Annotated in this window: 14 protein-coding genes; 11 read left to right on the forward strand and 3 right to left on the reverse strand. The window is 63.1% G+C overall.

All coding sequences use genetic code 11. The features are described from left to right. Positions 1 to 7: 7 nt before the first annotated feature. Positions 8 to 973 carry a Bug family tripartite tricarboxylate transporter substrate binding protein gene (locus JWJ88_RS16100; RefSeq protein WP_205296704.1) on the forward strand — a complete coding sequence of 322 codons (966 nt, stop codon included), beginning with the start codon at positions 8 to 10 and terminating at the stop codon, positions 971 to 973. 81 nt (positions 974 to 1,054) lie between these two features. Here the strand turns inward: JWJ88_RS16100 and JWJ88_RS16105 are convergent, their stop codons facing one another. Continuing rightward, positions 1,055 to 1,846 carry a FadR/GntR family transcriptional regulator gene (locus JWJ88_RS16105; RefSeq protein ID WP_205296705.1) on the reverse strand — a complete coding sequence of 264 codons (792 nt, stop codon included), beginning with the start codon at positions 1,844 to 1,846 and terminating at the stop codon, positions 1,055 to 1,057. Between the two features lie 185 nt (positions 1,847 to 2,031). Here JWJ88_RS16105 and JWJ88_RS16110 point away from each other — a divergent pair, with 185 nt between their 5' ends. From JWJ88_RS16110 to glcF, 3 genes are read left to right on the forward strand one after another with little or no spacing between them, the layout of a single operon-like run. Beyond that, entirely contained in the window at positions 2,032 to 3,471 is a 1,440-nt protein-coding gene (locus JWJ88_RS16110) for an FAD-linked oxidase C-terminal domain-containing protein (RefSeq protein WP_407673948.1), read from the forward strand. Then, on the forward strand, positions 3,468 to 4,601 hold the full coding sequence (locus tag JWJ88_RS16115; RefSeq protein WP_205296706.1) for an FAD-binding protein: 1,134 nt from the start codon (positions 3,468 to 3,470) through the stop codon (positions 4,599 to 4,601). Before JWJ88_RS16110 ends, JWJ88_RS16115 begins: the two co-directional genes overlap by 4 nt. A gap of 1 nt (position 4,602) precedes the next feature. Continuing rightward, on the forward strand, positions 4,603 to 5,898 hold the full coding sequence (gene glcF / locus JWJ88_RS16120; protein ID WP_205296707.1) for a glycolate oxidase subunit GlcF: 1,296 nt from the start codon (positions 4,603 to 4,605) through the stop codon (positions 5,896 to 5,898). A gap of 208 nt (positions 5,899 to 6,106) precedes the next feature. On the opposite strand, the gene cysN is transcribed toward glcF, so the two are convergent. Continuing rightward, a complete protein-coding gene (cysN, locus tag JWJ88_RS16125) occupies positions 6,107 to 8,029 on the reverse strand; it encodes a sulfate adenylyltransferase subunit CysN (protein ID WP_205296708.1) in 1,923 nt (640 codons plus the stop codon). Between the two features lies 1 nt (position 8,030). After that, positions 8,031 to 8,966, reverse strand: a complete 936-nt coding sequence (gene cysD / locus JWJ88_RS16130) for a sulfate adenylyltransferase subunit CysD (protein WP_205296709.1) — start codon at positions 8,964 to 8,966, stop codon at positions 8,031 to 8,033. 453 nt (positions 8,967 to 9,419) lie between these two features. On the opposite strand from cysD, the gene glpD reads away from it, so the two are divergent. The 7 genes from glpD to JWJ88_RS16165 all read left to right on the forward strand — a co-directional run bounded on the left by glpD (position 9,420) and on the right by JWJ88_RS16165 (position 17,110). Further along, positions 9,420 to 11,015 (forward strand): glycerol-3-phosphate dehydrogenase, encoded by a 1,596-nt coding sequence (gene glpD, locus JWJ88_RS16135; RefSeq protein WP_407673937.1) that lies wholly within the window; start codon positions 9,420 to 9,422, stop codon positions 11,013 to 11,015. Between the two features lie 12 nt (positions 11,016 to 11,027). Continuing rightward, entirely contained in the window at positions 11,028 to 12,107 is a 1,080-nt protein-coding gene (locus JWJ88_RS16140; protein WP_205296711.1) for an ABC transporter ATP-binding protein, read from the forward strand. A 1-nt stretch (position 12,108) separates the two neighbouring features. Then, complete coding sequence (locus JWJ88_RS16145) at positions 12,109 to 13,194, forward strand: ABC transporter ATP-binding protein (RefSeq protein WP_205296712.1); 1,086 nt, start codon at positions 12,109 to 12,111, stop codon at positions 13,192 to 13,194. Further along, on the forward strand, positions 13,194 to 14,081 hold the full coding sequence (locus JWJ88_RS16150) for a carbohydrate ABC transporter permease (RefSeq protein WP_205296713.1): 888 nt from the start codon (positions 13,194 to 13,196) through the stop codon (positions 14,079 to 14,081). Before JWJ88_RS16145 ends, JWJ88_RS16150 begins: the two co-directional genes overlap by 1 nt. After that, a complete protein-coding gene (locus tag JWJ88_RS16155) occupies positions 14,081 to 14,884 on the forward strand; it encodes a carbohydrate ABC transporter permease (protein WP_205296714.1) in 804 nt (267 codons plus the stop codon). Before JWJ88_RS16150 ends, JWJ88_RS16155 begins: the two co-directional genes overlap by 1 nt. Then, positions 14,884 to 15,309, forward strand: coding sequence for a DUF2160 domain-containing protein (locus JWJ88_RS16160; protein WP_240200353.1), 426 nt, complete (start codon positions 14,884 to 14,886; stop codon positions 15,307 to 15,309). The genes JWJ88_RS16155 and JWJ88_RS16160 overlap by 1 nt, the downstream gene beginning before the upstream one ends. A 79-nt stretch (positions 15,310 to 15,388) precedes the next feature. After that, positions 15,389 to 17,110 (forward strand): ABC transporter substrate-binding protein, encoded by a 1,722-nt coding sequence (locus tag JWJ88_RS16165; RefSeq protein ID WP_205296715.1) that lies wholly within the window; start codon positions 15,389 to 15,391, stop codon positions 17,108 to 17,110. Positions 17,111 to 17,173 lie beyond the last annotated feature (63 nt).

Raw genomic sequence — 17,173 nt, forward strand, 5'->3', positions numbered from 1 at the left:
GGAAATCATGACCGTATCCATCACCCGCCGCCTGTTGCTGGGCGCAGCCGTGGCGTTTGGCCTGGCCGGTGCCGCAGCAGCCGACTTTCCTGACCGGCCGATCACCCTGGTGATCCCCTTTGCCGCCGGCGGCTCGACCGACGTGGTCGGCCGCATTGTCGCCGACCGCATGAGCCAGGAACTGGGCCAGCAGGTCATCGTGCAGAACGTCGGTGGCGCCGGCGGCAGCCTTGGCGCGGCGCAGGTGGCCAAGGCCGATCCAGATGGCTACACCATCCTGATGGCGACGGTGGCCACCCATGCGCTGAACCCGCTGATCCTCAAGCAGAAACCCTATGACCCAGTCGAGGATTTCGCGCCCATCTCGCTTTTGGTGTTGGTGCCGAACGTGCTGGCCGTGAACCCGGAACTGCCGGTGAATACCGTGCAGGAACTGATTGATCTGGCCAAGACCGAGCCGCTGGCCTATGCCTCATCCGGCAACGGCACCCCCCTGCATCTGTCTGGCGAGTTGTTCAAGGCCATGGCAGGGATTGAGTTGACCCATATCCCCTACAAGGGTTCGGGCCCGGCGCTGACCGATGTGCTGGGCAATCAGGTGCCGATCATCTTTGACAACCTGCCCTCCGCTTCGGGCCATATCGCCAGCGGCAAGCTGCGCGCGCTTGGCGTGACCACGGCGGAACGCGCCGCCAGCTTCCCCGACATTCCCGCCATCGCCGAGACGCTGCCGGGCTATGAGACCTACACCTGGAACGCGCTATTTGCCCCGACCGGCACGCCCCCCGAGGTGATCGAGGCGCTGAACAAGGCCGCGCTGGTCGCCATGGCCGATCCGGGCGTTGCCGAGCGGATGAAGGAATTTTCGGCCACCATCGTCGCCTCTTCGCCCGAGGAATTGGCCGAGCACGTCAAGGCCGAGATGGCGAAATGGGAACCGGTGGTCCGCGACGCCAACGTAAGTCTGGACTGACCCCGGACCAGAACATCATCGAAAGGCCGGGCGCAGTCCCGGCCTTTTGGTTTGGGATGGTTCGGTGTGAATGCGGCTTGCTTATGCCTGCCGGCCGGTGACGCGCAGGCCGGCACCGCCACCGTTCAGCCGGCGCAGCGACAGGTCCAGCCGCGCCTCGGCATCGCGGATCTCGCGGCTGGCCTGACGCAGATAACGGATGTGTTCGTCTGCTGCCCGCCGCGCCGCTTCGGCGTCGCGCAGCAGGATCGCCTCGGCGATGGCGCGGTGTTGCCGGCGCAGCAGGTCGCGGATGGCGGGCACGACGAACAGCCGGCTGCGGTTCTGGATCACGTCCGAACGCAGCACCCCCGCCAGCGCCTGCATGATTTGTAGCAACGTCAGGTTGTGGCTGGATTCATAGATCAGCAGGTGAAGTTCGGCGTCCGCCTCGGCCTCTTCGTCCGTGTTCGCTTCGGCATGGGCGCGGTCCATGCGGTCAAGGCAATCCCGGATACGGGCCAGTTCGACCTCGGTGGCGCGTTGCGAGGCCAGCGCCGCGGCCGAACTTTCGACGATGCCGCGGAATTCCAGATAATCGTCGTCCGCCTCGGCATGGCGGGCCAGCATGGCGATCAGCGGATCGGTGATCGCGGCCTTGCCCAACTGTGCAACCCGGTTGCCGCGTCCACCGGCACTGGTCAGCAAGCCGCGCTCTTCCAGGATTTTCAGCCCATCGCGCAGGGTCGAACGGGATACGTTGAGGCGCTCGGCCAGTTCACGCTCGGGCAAGAGCCGCTCATCGGGACGCAGGGAGCCCTCCAGGATCAGCGATTCCAGATGCTGGGCCACGGCCTCGGCGGCGCGTTCGGATTTTACGGACGGGTTCGTCATGGCGCTCATGCGGTTGTCGGGCATATCTGGACCGATGTAAGCACAAAGCCGGTACGTTGGTCCAGAAAAATACCGATTGACGTTTATGGTCTAAAAATTATACCAAAATTGCACAGGGTGGATTCATGCTATCCTGCCAAAGATTCGAAGCTTGACTGAGGGAGGAGAGCTTGTCCGGTATCGCCATGCCAACGCCCGATGCGGGTATCCTGTCGCGTGCGCCGGCGATCATCGCCGCATTGCGCGCGGCTCTGCCCCAGGATGCCGTCATCTGGGACCCCGAGGAAACGCGCGCCTATGAATGCGACGCGCTGACCACCTATCGCTGCCCGCCGCTTGCCGTGGTGTTGCCACGAACCACCGAAGAGGTCGCGACCGCCATGCGCATCTGCCACGAGATGCGGGTGCCGGTGGTGCCGCGCGGGGCGGGAACCTCGCTTGCCGGCGGCGCGCTGCCTACGGCCGATTGCGTCATCATCGGCACCATGCGCCTGCGCGAGATGCTGGAGATCGACACCGCGAACCGCTTTGTCCGCGTGCAGACCGGCGTGACCAATCTGTCGGTCAGCGGCGAGCTGGAATCGCATGGCTTCTTCTATGCGCCCGACCCGTCGTCGCAACTGGCCTGCACCATTGCGGGCAATATCGCCATGAACTCGGGCGGCGCGCATTGCCTGAAATATGGCGTCACCACCAACAACCTGCTGGGCGCCACCGTGGTGCTGACCACGGGCGAGGTGGTCGAACTGGGCGGCGCAGAGATGGGCCCGATGGGTCTGGATCTGATGGGGTTGCTTTGCGGCTCTGAAGGGCAGCTTGGCATCGTGACCGAGGCTGTGCTGCGGATCCTGCCGCGTCCCGAGGGCGCGCGCCCGGTGCTGATCGGCTTTGACGGTGCCGAGGTGGCGGGGGAATGCGTGGCGCGCATCATCCGCTCAGGCGTGCTGCCGGTCGCCATCGAATATATGGACGATGTGTGCCTGCGCGCGGTCGAGGCATTCGCCCATGCCGGTTATCCCGATTGCGCCGCGGTGCTGATCGTCGAGGTCGAGGGTTCGCCCGAGGAAATCGACCTTCAGATCGCCCGCATCCGCGAGATCGCCGACGCGCTGAACCCGGTCGAATTCCGTGAAAGCCGCAATGCCGACGAGGCCATGGCGATCTGGAAGGGCCGCAAATCTGCCTTTGGCGCCATGGGCCGGCTGGGCGACTACATCTGTCTGGACGGAACGGTTCCTGTGGGCCAGCTTCCTTATACGCTGAAAATGATCGGAGAGCTTTCGCGCCAGCACGGGCTGGAGGTGGCGAACGTCTTTCATGCCGGCGACGGCAACATGCATCCGCTGATTCTGTTCAATGCCAACAAGCCCGGCGATCTGGAAAAGGCCGAGGCTTTCGGCAACGACATCCTGCGGCTTTGCGTCGATGTCGGCGGCTGCCTGACCGGCGAGCATGGTGTGGGTATCGAAAAGCGCGACCTGATGACCAAGCAATATGACGGCCCCGATCTGGATATCCAGATGGCGGTCAAGGACGTTTTCGACCCGCGCTGGCTGCTGAATCCGGCCAAGGTCTTTCCGCTGGAGGTCAGCCAGCCCTGGCGCGAGGAGGCCGCAACCCGATGATCGCCGATATTCCCAGCCGTGCGGGCCTTGCCCCCGCCAGCGAGGCCGAGCTTGGCGCCCTGATCGCCGACCGTCGCTCCTCTGGCCAGCCTCTGCGAATTGCCGGCGGCGGCACCCGGACCCAGACCGACCATGTGCCGGGCGAGGCGCTTTCCACCGCCGCGCTGTCGGGCGTCGTCACCTACGAGCCGGGCGAGATGACGCTGATCGCCCGCCCCGGCACCCCCCTTGACGAGATCGAGACGATGCTGGCGGCCGAGGGTCAGGCATTTGCTTTCGAGCCGGCGGACATGCGCGGCGTGTTGGGACGCAACGGTGCGCCGACCATCGGCGGCATGGTCGCGGCTAATGCCAGCGGCCCACGCCGGCTTCTGGCCGGGGCCTGCCGCGACCATCTGCTGGGCGTGCGCTTCGTGGACGGGCAGGGTCGGGTGCTGAAGAACGGCGGCCGGGTGATGAAGAACGTGACCGGTCTTGATCTTGGCAAGCTGATCTGCGGCGCACATGGCACGCTGGGCGTGCTGACCGAGGTGGCGCTGAAGACCCTGCCGTATCTGCCCGACCGCTGTACGCTGGGCTTTCACGGCGTGACGGCCCATGAGGCGGTCGCCATATTCTCTGCCGCCTTGGCCACACCTTTTGAGGTCTCGGGCGCGGTCTTCCGCGACGGCACGGCTTGGCTGCGGGTGGAAGGGCTGGGACCGCAGCTTGGCTATCGCCGCGACCGTCTGCTTGGGTTGATCCAGACCCGGGAAGCCGAAGTTCTGGATGCCACCGCGACCGTGACGCTGTGGCGGGAGTTGCGGGATCTGGCGCATTTCGCCGGTTCTGATGCACCGCTGTGGCGGATACTGGTCAAGCCCAGCGAAGCGCCGGCCGTGGCGGGCGCGCTTGCCGCGCTTGGTGGGGTATTCTCGCTTGATTGGGGCGGCGGGCTGATCTGGTATTGCGGCCCCGGCACCGCACAGGAAGTTCGCGGGATTACGCGCCATGCCACGCTGGTCCGGCGCGGTGGCCTGACCGGGCCGGCTTTCCCCCCCGAGGCGTCCGCCGTCGCCCGGCTCTCAGCCGGATTGCGGCAGGTCTTCGACCCTGCGGGTATCCTTAACTCCGGCCTGATGGATCAGTGACATGCAGACCAATTTCACTGCCGAACAACTGGCCAACCCCGGCACAGCCCGCGCCAACGAGATTCTGCGCAGCTGCGTGCATTGCGGTTTCTGCACCGCGACCTGCCCAACCTACAAGGTGCTGGGCGATGAGCTGGATAGCCCGCGCGGCCGCATCTATCTGATCAAGGACATGCTGGAAAACGGCAAGGTTCCCGATGCCAAGACCGTCGGGCATATCGACCGTTGCCTGTCCTGCCTCAGTTGCATGACGACCTGTCCTTCGGGGGTGCATTACATGCATCTGGTCGATCATGCGCGCGAATATATCGAAAAGAACTATCGCCGTCCGCTGGGTGAACGTGCGCTGCGCTGGCTGCTGGCGCGGATTTTGCCTTATCCGGGGCGTTTCCGGCTGGCGCTTCTTGGGGCAAAGATGGCGCGGCCATTCCGCCGGTTCGTGCCGGATGCCCGGTTGCGCGCCATGTTGGACATGGCCCCGCGCGACATCCCGCCGCCCAGCCTTAACGACAAGCCCCAGGTCTTTGCCGCGCAGGGTCCGCGCCGCAAACGAGTTGCGCTGCTGATCGGCTGCGCGCAAAGGGCGCTGAATACCGATATCAACGACGCAACAATTCGGCTGCTGCGCCGGCATGGCTGCGAAGTGGTGATCCCCAAGGGCCTTGGCTGCTGCGGGGCGCTGACCCATCACATGGGCAAGACCGGCGAAAGCCATGCACAGGCCGCCGCCAATATCCGCGCGCTTGCGGCCGAGATCGCGGGTGAGGGGCTGGACGGTGTGGTCATCAACACCTCGGGCTGCGGCACGACGGTCAAGGATTACGGCCATATGTTCGCCGGCGACCCGCTGGAGGCGGATGCGGCGCGGGTGGCGGCCCTGGCAAAGGACATTACCGAGGTCATGGTCGATCTGGGTCTGGACGACGCTGCCCATGCTCCGCCGCTGCGGGTCGGCTATCACGCCGCCTGTTCGCTGCAACATGGCCAGCAGATCCGCAGTGCGCCCAAGGACCTTCTGGCTCGTGCCGGCTTTACCGTGCTGGAGCCGAAGGACAGCCATATCTGCTGCGGTTCGGCCGGAACCTATAACCTGATGCAGCCCGAGATTTCGGGTGAACTCAAGCGTCGCAAGGTCGAGACGCTGGAGGCGCTGACGCCCCAGGTGATCAGCGCCGGCAATATCGGTTGCATGATGCAGATCGGATCGGGCACCGGGGTGCCGGTGGTCCACACCGCCGAACTGCTGGACTGGGCCACGGGTGGACCAAAGCCCAGGGCACTGGCGGATGTGGCCTAGGCTACGTCTGCAGGCCGGGCGGCCCTTGCCGTTTCTGTTCCGTCCAGGCCGATGATCGTGGGTTGACCGCGCCTGCGGTCTGCCGGCTCGACATGCTTGGCCAAGACCTGAAATAATAGGGCGGCGACCGCATCCTGGTCGCCGCCCTATTTGCATTCCTTGCCCGGTGGGCGATGGCCATCCCCGCGTTGCGGGAACGGCCGGTCCGTCAGCTCATCTCGCGCAGCACATATTGTACGATGCGTTCGGCGGCATCCTCGGGCGTCAGCTCTACCGTGTTCACCGTCAGTTCGGCATTCTGCGGCTGCTCATAGGGGCTGTCGATGCCGGTGAAGTTCTTGAGCTGGCCCGCGCGCGCCTTTTTATAAAGGCCCTTGACGTCGCGCTCTTCGGCCACTTGCAGCGGCGTATCGACAAAGACCTCGACGAACTCGCCCGGCGCCATCAGGTCGCGCACCATCTGTCGTTCCGAACGAAAGGGCGAGATGAACGCGGTCAGGACGATCATCCCCGCATCGGTCATCAGCCGGGCGACCTCGCCCACGCGGCGGATGTTTTCCACCCGGTCGGCATCGGTAAAGCCCAGATCGCGGTTCAGCCCGTGGCGGATGTTATCGCCGTCCAGCAAGAAGGTGTGCTTGCCAAGGGCATGCAGCTTTTTCTCGACGATATTGGCGATGGTCGACTTGCCCGAGCCGGACAGGCCGGTGAACCACACCACCGCCGGCTTCTGGTTCTTCAGTGCGGCATGGGCCTCGCGGTTCACGTCCAGCGCCTGCCAGTGGATGTTCTGCGACCGGCGCAGGGCGAAATGGATCATGCCTGCCGCCACCGTGGCGTTGGTCATGCGGTCGATCAGGATAAATCCGCCAAGGTCGGGGTTCTGGTCGTAAGCCTCGAACGGAATCGGCCGGTCGGTCGAGATGTTGACCACCCCGATGGCATTCAGCCCCAGCGTCTTGCTGGCCAGATGCTCCAGCGTGTTGACGTTGACCTCGTATTTCGGCTCGGTGACGGTCGCGGTGACTGTCTGGGTGCCGATTTTCAGCAGATAGGGGCGGCCCGGCAGCATCTCTTGCTCGGCCATCCAGACCAGCGTCGCCTCGAACTGGTCGGCGACCTCGCAGGGCTCGTCGGCCTTGACGATCATGTCGCCGCGCGAGCAGTCGATCTCGTCGGCAAAGGTCAGGGTGACGGACTGGCCGGCCATGGCCAGATCCAGATCGCCGTTATAGGTGACGATGGACTTGACCGTCGTGGTCTTGCCCGAGGGCAGCACCCGGATCGCATCGCCCGGCCGGACCGTGCCGGCGCCGATCTGGCCGGCAAAGCCGCGGAAATCCAGATTCGGCCGGTTCACCCACTGCACCGCCATGCGGAACGGTTGCTCCAGCATCTGCGTGTCGCTGACCGGCGCTTCCTCCAGATGGCCCAGCAGCGTCGGACCCTGATACCAGGGCATATTTGGGCTTTGCTCGACGATATTGTCGCCCTTGAGCCCCGAGATCGGGATCGGCAGGAAGCTGTCCATGCCGATTTGTTTGGCGAAATGCGAATAATCCGCGACGATGTCATAGAATCGCTCGGCCGAGTAATCGACCAGGTCCATCTTGTTTACCGCCAGCACCACGTTGCGGATGCCCAGCAGGTTCACCAGATAGCTGTGCCGGCGGGTCTGGGTCAGCACGCCCTGCCGCGCATCGATCAGGATCACCGCCAGGTCGGCGGTCGAGGCGCCGGTGACCATGTTGCGGGTGTATTGTTCATGGCCGGGCGTATCGGCGACGATGAACTTGCGCTTGTCGGTGGCGAAAAAGCGATAGGCGACGTCGATGGTGATGCCCTGTTCGCGCTCGGCGGCAAGGCCATCGACCAGCAGGGCAAAGTCGATCTCACCGCCTTGGGTGCCCACGATCTTCGAGTCGCTTTCAAGACTTGCAAGCTGATCCTCGAAGATCATCTTGCTGTCATACAGCAGCCGGCCGATCAGCGTCGATTTGCCGTCATCGACCGAGCCGCAGGTGATAAAGCGCAGCATGGTCTTGTGTTGATGCTTCAGCAGATAGGCGTCAATATCCTCGGCAATCAGCGCCTCGGTGACATAAACGGGGTCTTTGACCGCGGTCGTCATCTTAGAAATACCCCTCTTGTTTCTTCTTTTCCATCGAGGCGGACTGGTCGTGGTCGATGGCGCGCCCCTGCCGTTCCGAGGTGGTGGTCAGCAGCATTTCCTGAATGACTTCCGGCAGGGTCCGGGCATTCGATTCCACCGCGCCGGTCAGCGGATAACAGCCAAGCGTGCGGAAACGCACCGATTTCATCATTGGCTGCTCTCCGTCGCGCAGGCGGAAACGCTCGTCATCGACCATGATCAGCAGCCCGTCGCGATCGACCACCGGGCGCATGTCCGAAAAGTACAGCGGCACGATGTCGATGTTTTCCAGATGGATGTATTGCCAGATGTCGAGTTCGGTCCAGTTCGACAGCGGAAAGACGCGGATCGATTCGCCCTTGCCCTTGCGCGTGTTGTAAAGCTTCCATAGCTCGGGGCGCTGGTTCTTGGGGTCCCAGCGGTGGTTGGCCGAGCGGAACGAGAACACGCGTTCCTTGGCGCGCGACTTTTCCTCGTCTCGGCGCGCGCCGCCGAAGGCCACGTCGAAACCGAATTTGGTCAGCGCCTGTTTCAGGCCGTCGGTCTTCCACATATCCGTATGCAGGCTGCCGTGATCGAACGGGTTGATGCCCTTTTCCACGGCCTCGGGGTTATGATGAACGATCAGTTCCATCCCTGCGTCGCGGGCCGCCCGGTCGCGCAACTCATACATGGCGCGGAACTTCCATGTGGTATCCACATGCAGCAGGGGAAAGGGCGGCGGTGCGGGGTAGAACGCCTTTTTCGCCAGATGCAGCATGCAGGCCGAATCCTTGCCCACGGAATACAGCATCACCGGATTGTCGGCAGCCGCCACGACCTCGCGCATGATCTGGATGCTTTCGGCCTCGAGCCGCTGAAGGTGGGTCAGCGTGGCCACCTGACCCCCGGGTTCTATGACGGATTGGCTGTTCATCTGGATGGCCCTTGTTCTAGGATGCGCCGTCCTTTGCCAGATTTTCTTGGCAAGACCAAGTCCACGACGGGGAAAACGGCGATCTGGCGCTGGTGCTTTCACGTTTTGCTGCATTGCGGCAACGCTGGGCCGGTCGAAAAGACATATCCTTCCTGTCGAAGCGCCTTTCTACCTGCGGTTGCTGCATCCAAGGCTTTCTGAAATGTTCGTTTCAGTTCGCTTTTTGTGTTTTGCATGGATATTCCGCCTGATGCGCAACCGGGAACCGCACATATTATCCCGCGAAACACGCTGCACTTGCAGCATTTTGATGCGTATCTTGCTGCATTGCCGCGCATTCCTATTCGTTTTTTCATAAAACGATCATAAACGAAACTTTCGCTTGACCGGGATTGCGAAGCCGTTACACATTTTGGCTATCAAGAGTGGCGAACGATGGGGGAGGGATCGGCGGTGTCATCGTCAACGCAACCCCCGGCCGACCTTTTCATCATCGGCGGGGGAATCAACGGCTGCGGAATCGCGCGGGATGCCGCGGGACGCGGGCTGTCGGTCACTCTGGCCGAGATGGGCGATCTGGCTCAGGCGACCTCTTCGGCCTCGACCAAGCTGTTTCATGGCGGGCTGCGCTATCTGGAGTTCTTTGAGTTCCGGCTGGTGCGCGAGGCGTTGGAAGAGCGCGAGACGCTGCTTGCCGCCATGCCGCATATCTCTTGGCCGATGCGTTTCGTGCTGCCCTATTCCCCGCAGATGCGGTTTGAAAGCGACACTCCGACCTCGCGGCTTTTGTCCATTGCCATGCCCTGGCTGCGTGGCCGCCGCCCGGCGTGGCTGATCCGGCTGGGTCTGTTTCTATATGACAATCTGGGGGGACGCCGGATTCTGCCGGGGACGACGCGGCTGGATCTGTCGCGTGACCCGCTGGGCCAGCCGCTGAAGCCGGGCTTCCGGCTGGGCTGGGAATATTCCGATTGCTGGGTGCAGGATTCGCGCTTGGTGGTGCTGAACGCTCGCGATGCGCAGGCGCGCGGTGCAACCATCCTGACCCGTACCCGCGTCACCCATGCCGAGCGTGTGGGCGATTTGTGGCGCATCAGCACCGAGGGACTGGGGGGAACGCGGACCCATAGCGCCCGTGCGCTGGTCAATGCCGGCGGGCCATGGGTCGAGGATGTCATTCGCAACGTCGCGCATATCCCCTCGACCGAGGGGGTGCGACTGGTGCGCGGCAGCCATATCGTCGTGCCCCGGCTTTACGATCACGACCGTTGCTATTTCTTTCAGGGCACGGATGGCCGCATCATCTTTTCCATCCCGTTCGAGCAGGATTTCACCCTGATCGGCACCACCGACATGGACCATCACGGCGCGCCGGGCGAGGCGCGCTGCACGGACGAAGAGCGGGATTATCTTTGCGCCTTTGCCAGCCGCTATTTCGCCAAGCCGGTCACGCCCGATCAGGTGGTATGGACCTATTCCGGAGTCCGGCCGCTTTATGATGATGGCGCGAAATCCGCTACGGCGGCGACGCGGGACTATGTGCTTAGCCTGCACGAAGGCACGCAGGACAAGGCCGCGCCGCTGTTGAACGTCTTTGGCGGCAAGATCACCACCTATCGTCGGCTGGCCGAAGGGGCGCTGGCCAAGCTTGCGCCGTTCTTTCCGCAGGCGGGGGGGGACTGGACGGCCCGGGTGCCTTTGCCCGGCGGTGATTTTCCGGTGGACGGGGTCGAAGACCTGACCGCCCGGTTGCAGGCCAGCTATCCGTTCCTGTCCGCCCGCCTTGCCCGTCGTCTCGTGCGCACTTACGGGACCGAGGCATTGCTGCTGATGAATGGTGCGCGCAACATGGCCGCGCTTGGCCGCAACTTCGGCGCCGGGCTGACCGAGGCCGAGGTGAACTGGCTGGTCCGCAACGAATTTGCGCAGAGCGCGCAGGACATTCTGTGGCGCCGCACCAAGCTGGGGCTGCACATGGATAAGGCGCAATGCCGCGAGTTGGAGACATTCGTGCAGGCGCTTCAGGCCGCCCACTCGGCGGCGGAATAGGGGAGGAAGGCTGTGCTGGAATTGCAGGGTGTATCCAGATCGGTTGGGGGCAGGGTGCATATCCACCCCACCAACCTGACCTTGCAGAAAGGCACGATGAACGTGCTGCTGGGGCCGACGCTTTCCGGCAAGACCAGCCTGATGCGGCTGATGGCGGGGCTGGACCAGCCGACGGAGGGTCGCGTGTGCTGGAATGGACAGGACGTGACGGGCAAGCGGGTGCAAAGCCGCGATATCGCCATGGTTTATCAGCAGTTCATCAACTATCCCGGCCTTTCGGTTTATGAAAACATCGCCTCGCCGCTGCGCATCCTTGGCCGGTCCAAGCCCGAGATCGACCGCAAGGTGCGCGAGACCGCCGAGATGCTGCACTTGACACCCATGCTGGCCAGAAAGCCGCTGGAACTGTCCGGCGGTCAGCAGCAACGCTGTGCGCTGGCGCGGGCGCTGGTCAAGGGCGCGGGGCTGGTGCTGCTGGACGAGCCGCTGGCGAACCTCGATTACAAGCTGCGCGAGGAGTTGCGGGTTGAAATCCCGCGCATCTTCGAAGCCTCGGGCGCGATCTTTGTCTATGCGACCACCGAACCCGAGGAGGCGCTGCTTCTGGGCGGCAATACCGCCACGCTCTGGCAGGGCCGGATCACGCAGTTCGGCCTGACGCCGACGGTCTATCGCCAGCCGGTCGATGCAACCACAGCCCGGGTGTTCAGCGACCCGCCGATGAATTTCGTCGATGCCCGAAAACGGGCTGAGGCAGTCAGCTTTGGCGAAACCGCACTGGCCTTGGGCAGTTTTGCCGATCTGCCGGACGGCGCCTATCTGGCCGGCTTTCGCGCCAATCACCTGTCGCTGGACAGGCCAAGCCCGGCGGCTGTCGAATTCGCCTGCACCCTGATCGGGACCGAGATCACCGGCTCGGAAACCTTCGTCCATGTCGAGCACGGCGCCGACCGCTGGGTCGGGCTGGTCGAGGGCGTGCATCTGCTGACCCCCGGCCAGCCGCTTTCGGTTTGGCTGGACCCGGCGCATGTCTATCTGTTCGATCCGGCCGAGCGGCTTGCCGCGCCGGCCGCCTATGCGAGGGCGGCCTGATATGGCGCGCATCACGCTGCAAAACCTGGCCCACAGCTATCTGCGCCATCCGCGGTCCGAGGCGGATTTCGCGCTGAAACAGATGGATCACGTCTGGCAGGACGGCGGCGCTTATGCGCTGCTGGGTGCCTCGGGCTGCGGCAAGACCACGCTGCTCAACATCATCTCGGGGCTGCTGATCCCCAGCCAAGGCAAGGTGCTGTTCGGCGACCGCGACGTGACCGGTGCGCCGACGGCTGAACGCAATATCGCGCAGGTGTTCCAGTTCCCGGTCGTCTACGACACTATGACCGTGCGCGACAACCTGGCGTTTCCGCTGCGCAATCGCGGCAAGGATGCCAGCTATATCAAGTCCCGCGTCGAGCAGATCGCCCGGATGATCGGCATGGAATCCATACTGAACCGAAAGGCGCAGGGCCTGACGGCGGATGCCAAGCAAAAGATCAGCCTTGGTCGCGGCATGGTGCGCGAGGACGTGAACGCCATCCTGTTCGATGAGCCGCTGACCGTAATCGACCCGCATATGAAATGGGAATTGCGCACCCAACTCAGGCAATTGCACAGCCAGTTTGGCCATACGATGATCTACGTCACCCATGACCAGACCGAGGCGTTGACCTTTGCCCAGCAGGTCGTGGTCATGCACGAAGGTCGCGTCGTGCAGATGGGCACGCCCGAGGAACTGTTCGAAAAGCCCGCCCACAGCTTTGTGGGCTATTTCATTGGCTCGCCCGGCATGAACTTTCTTGATGCCGAGGTGCGGGGGGACCGCGCCCTGCTGGCAGGCGGCGAGACGGTGGAACTGGGCGGGCATTACGCCCCGGTGGCGGGCCGGGTCCAGATCGGCATCCGCCCCGAACATGCCACACTGGTCGCCAGCGGCGGGCTGCCCTTTGCCATTCGCCGCATCGAGGACGTGGGCCGTCACCGTCTGGTGCGTGGTGAGTTGATGGGCCGGGCGTTGAATGTCGTCATGCCCGAGGGGGTCCCGGTTGAGGGCCTGCCGCGCGTCGCCTTCGCGCCGCACAAGATCAACGTCTATGCCGACGACTGGCGCATCGCGCCCGAACAGGAAGGGGCGTCCTGATGGAAAAGACCCAGAACAACAAGGCGTGGTTCCTGGTCCTGCCGGTGCTGATCCTTGTCGGATTTTCGGCCGTAATCCCGCTGATGACGGTGGTGAATTATTCGGTGAACGACACTTTCGGCAACAACCAGTTCTTCTGGGTCGGGCTGGAATGGTTCGACGAAATGGTGCATTCCCCGCGCCTGCACGGGGCCTTGGGCCGGCAGGTGCTGTTTTCCGCCATCATCCTGCTGATCCAGGTGCCGTTGGGTATCTTTGTCGCGCTGAACATGCCCCAGAAGGGCTTCTGGTCCAGCCTCGTTCTGGTGCTGATGGCGCTGCCCTTGCTGATCCCGTTCAACGTCGTGGGCACGATCTGGCAGATATTCGCGCGCACCGATATCGGCCTCATGGGCTATACGCTCAAGTCGCTGGGGTTTGATTACAACTTTACCAACGATCCCATTGATGCATGGATCACGGTGATCCTCATGGATGTCTGGCACTGGACCAGTCTCGTGGCGCTGCTGTGCTATGCCGGGCTGCAATCGATCCCGCAGGCTTATTATCAGGCCGCCCGGATAGATCAGGCCAGCCGCTGGGCCGTGTTCCGCTATATCGAGCTGCCCAAGATGAAGGGCGTGCTGCTGATCGCCGTGCTGCTGCGCTTCATGGACAGCTTCATGATCTATACCGAGCCATTCGTGCTGACCGGCGGCGGCCCCGGCAACTCGACCACCTTCCTGTCCGTCGACCTTGTCAAGATGGCGGTCGGGCAGTTCGATCTTGGCCCTGCCGCCGCTTTTTCCATGATGTATTTCGTGGTGATCCTGCTGGTAAGCTGGGTGTTCTATACCGTCATGACCAACGTCGACCGCAGCCCCGGCAAAATCCCGGAGGGCATGTGATGCGTCTTGGCTCGTCGGCCCCGGTGATGGTGCTTTACCTGATATTCCTCATGCTGCCGATATATTGGCTGGTGAACATGAGCCTGAAGACCAATGCCGAGATCATCGGCACCTTCAGCCTTTATCCTCATAACCTGACGTTTCGGAACTATCAGGTCATCCTGACCGACCCGAGCTGGTATATGGGCTACGTGAACTCCATCATCTATGTAGTCATGAACACGGTGATTTCCATTACCGTGGCGTTGCCGGCCGCCTATGCTTTCAGCCGCTATACCTTCATGGGCGATAAGCATCTGTTCTTCTGGCTGCTGACCAATCGCATGGCGCCGCCGGCGGTCTTTGCACTGCCGTTTTTCCAGCTTTATTCCTCGGTCGGGCTGTTCGACACCCATATCGCGGTGGCGCTGGCGCATTGCCTTTTCAACGTGCCGCTGGCCGTCTGGATCCTTGAGGGCTTCATGCGCGGCGTCCCCAAGGAAATCGACGAGACCGCCTATATCGACGGCTATTCCTTTCCACGCTTCTTTATCCGGATCTTCATGCCGCTGATCGCGTCAGGCATCGGTGTCGCCGCCTTTTTCTGCTTCATGTTCAGCTGGGTCGAGTTGCTTTTATCGCGCACCTTGACCAGCGTGAACGCCAAGCCGATCGCGGCGACCATGACGCGCACGGTGTCGGCCTCGGGTATGGACTGGGGCGTGCTGGCGGCGGCGGGGGTGCTGACCATCATCCCCGGCGCGCTGGTGATCTGGTTTGTCCGCAACTACATCGCCAAGGGCTTTGCCCTGGGGAGGGTCTGATGTCCGACATTGCCGCCCCAAGCCGAAAACGCGCCCCTTGGCCCGCGATCTATGTATCGGCCGCCGTCCTGCTGGCGGCGATGCTGGGCTTTCTGCTCTGGGCCACGCCGGTCAAGGATGGCGCGCGGGACTGGCTCGCCCCGATGATCGCCGGCGGCTGGATGGCCTGGACCTTTCCTGTCGCGCTGTTTTTCTGGGTGATCGCCAGTCTTCTGGTGCTGTTCACCATCCTTGCCATCCGGTTCCCCGAGACCCCGCGCATCGGCCTGCTGCGTATCGAGACGACGCGCGGGGACCGGCTGTTCATCTCGCTTCTCGGTTCGGCCTTTATCTGCATGGGCTGGCTGTTTTTCGCGGGTCCCCCGCTGTGGTGGGGGCTTGCGCTTTGCCTTGTCTATGCCGCGGCGGTGTTTCGCTGGGTCTGACCGGGTTCCAACAAGCCTGAAGGGCAGCGGCGATTGCCCAAGGCGCACGGATCAACGTCACATTCCAAGGGAGGAAATCATGAGACCGATGCAAAGGACCACGGCCATGGCGCTTGCGCTGATGGTCATGGGCGCGCCCGTCTGGGCCGATATGGAGGCGGCAAAGGCGTTTCTGGACGCCGAGATTGGCGATCTGTCCTCGCTCTCGCGCGAGGATCAGGAAAAAGAGATGCAGTGGTTCGTCGACGCCGCGCAGCCGCTGGCCGGGATGGAGATCAAGGTGGTCTCGGAAACCATCACCACGCATGAATACGAATCCAAGGTGCTGGCCCCGGCCTTTACCGCCATCACCGGCATCAAGGTCACCCACGACCTGATCGGCGAAGGCGATGTCGTCGAGAAGCTGCAGACCCAGATGCAGACCGGCGAAAACATCTATGACGCCTATGTCAACGACAGCGACCTGATCGGCACGCATTGGCGTTATCAACAGGCCCGCAGCCTGACCAAGTGGATGGAGGAGGAGGGCAAGGACTTTACCAGCCCGACGCTGGATCTGGACGACTTCATCGGGCTGAAGTTCACCACCGCCCCGGATGGAGAGCTGTATCAGCTGCCCGACCAGCAGTTCGCCAACCTTTACTGGTTCCGCTATGACTGGTTCAACGATCAGAAAACCCAGGACGATTTCAAGGCCAAATACGGCTATGACCTTGGCGTGCCGGTCAACTGGTCGGCCTATGAGGACATCGCCGAATTCTTTACCGGCCGCGACATGTCCTATATCGAAGGCGGCCCGGCGAAGGCTTGGGGCAATATGGACTACGGCAAAAAGGACCCTAGCCTCGGCTGGCGCTATACCGATGCCTGGATGTCCATGGCCGGCATGGGCGACAAGGGCGAGCCGAACGGCCTGCCGGTCGATGAATGGGGTGTGCGCGTCGATGAAAACAGCCGGCCCGTCGGCTCTTGCGTGGCGCGGGGCGGGGCGACCAATGACGCGGCGGCGGTCTATGCCGTGACCAAGGCCATCGACTGGCTCAAGCAATACACCCCGCCCGAGGCGATGGGCATGACCTTTGGCGAGGCCGGCCCGGTTCCCGCACGTGGCGATATTGCCCAGCAGATGTTCTGGTATACCGCCTTTACCGCCGACATGGTCAAGCCCGGCACCCCGGTCATGAACGAGGACGGCACGCCGAAATGGCGCATGGCCCCCAGCCCGCACGGCGCCTATTGGTCAGAGGGCACCAAGATCGGCTATCAGGACGTGGGGTCGTGGACGCTGATGAAATCGACGCCGGTGGACCGGGCGCAGGCGGCCTGGCTTTACGCGCAATTCGTGACCTCAAAGACCGTGGACGCGAAGAAATCCCATGTCGGGCTGACCTTCACCCGCGAATCCACCATTCAGGACGAGTCCTTTACCGAACGCGCGCCCCAATTGGGCGGGCTGGTCGAGTTCTATCGCTCGCCCGCCCGCGTGCAGTGGTCGCCGACCGGCACCAATATCCCCGACTATCCGAAACTCGCCCAGCTTTGGTGGCAGAACATCGGCGATGCGCTTTCGGGTGCCAAAACCCCGCAAGAGGCGCTGGATGCGCTATGCGCCGAACAGGAGCGGGTGCTGGAACGGTTGGAGCGGTCCGGGGTGCAGGGTGATCTGGGACCCAAGCTGAACGAGGCAAAGGACCCGCAGGAATGGCTTGCCGCCGAGGGCGCGCCCGTCGGCCTGCTGGAGAACGAAAAGCCGCAGGGCGAGACGGTCTCTTATGACGAGTTGATCAAGTCCTGGCAGTAAGGCTGCGCGGGGGCGGGTTGTGTCTCGCCCCCGATTACCGATCCATGACATCACTCGAACGGA

Source organism: Paracoccus methylovorus (genome assembly GCF_016919705.1).
Taxonomy (GTDB): Bacteria; Pseudomonadota; Alphaproteobacteria; order Rhodobacterales; family Rhodobacteraceae; genus Paracoccus; species Paracoccus methylovorus.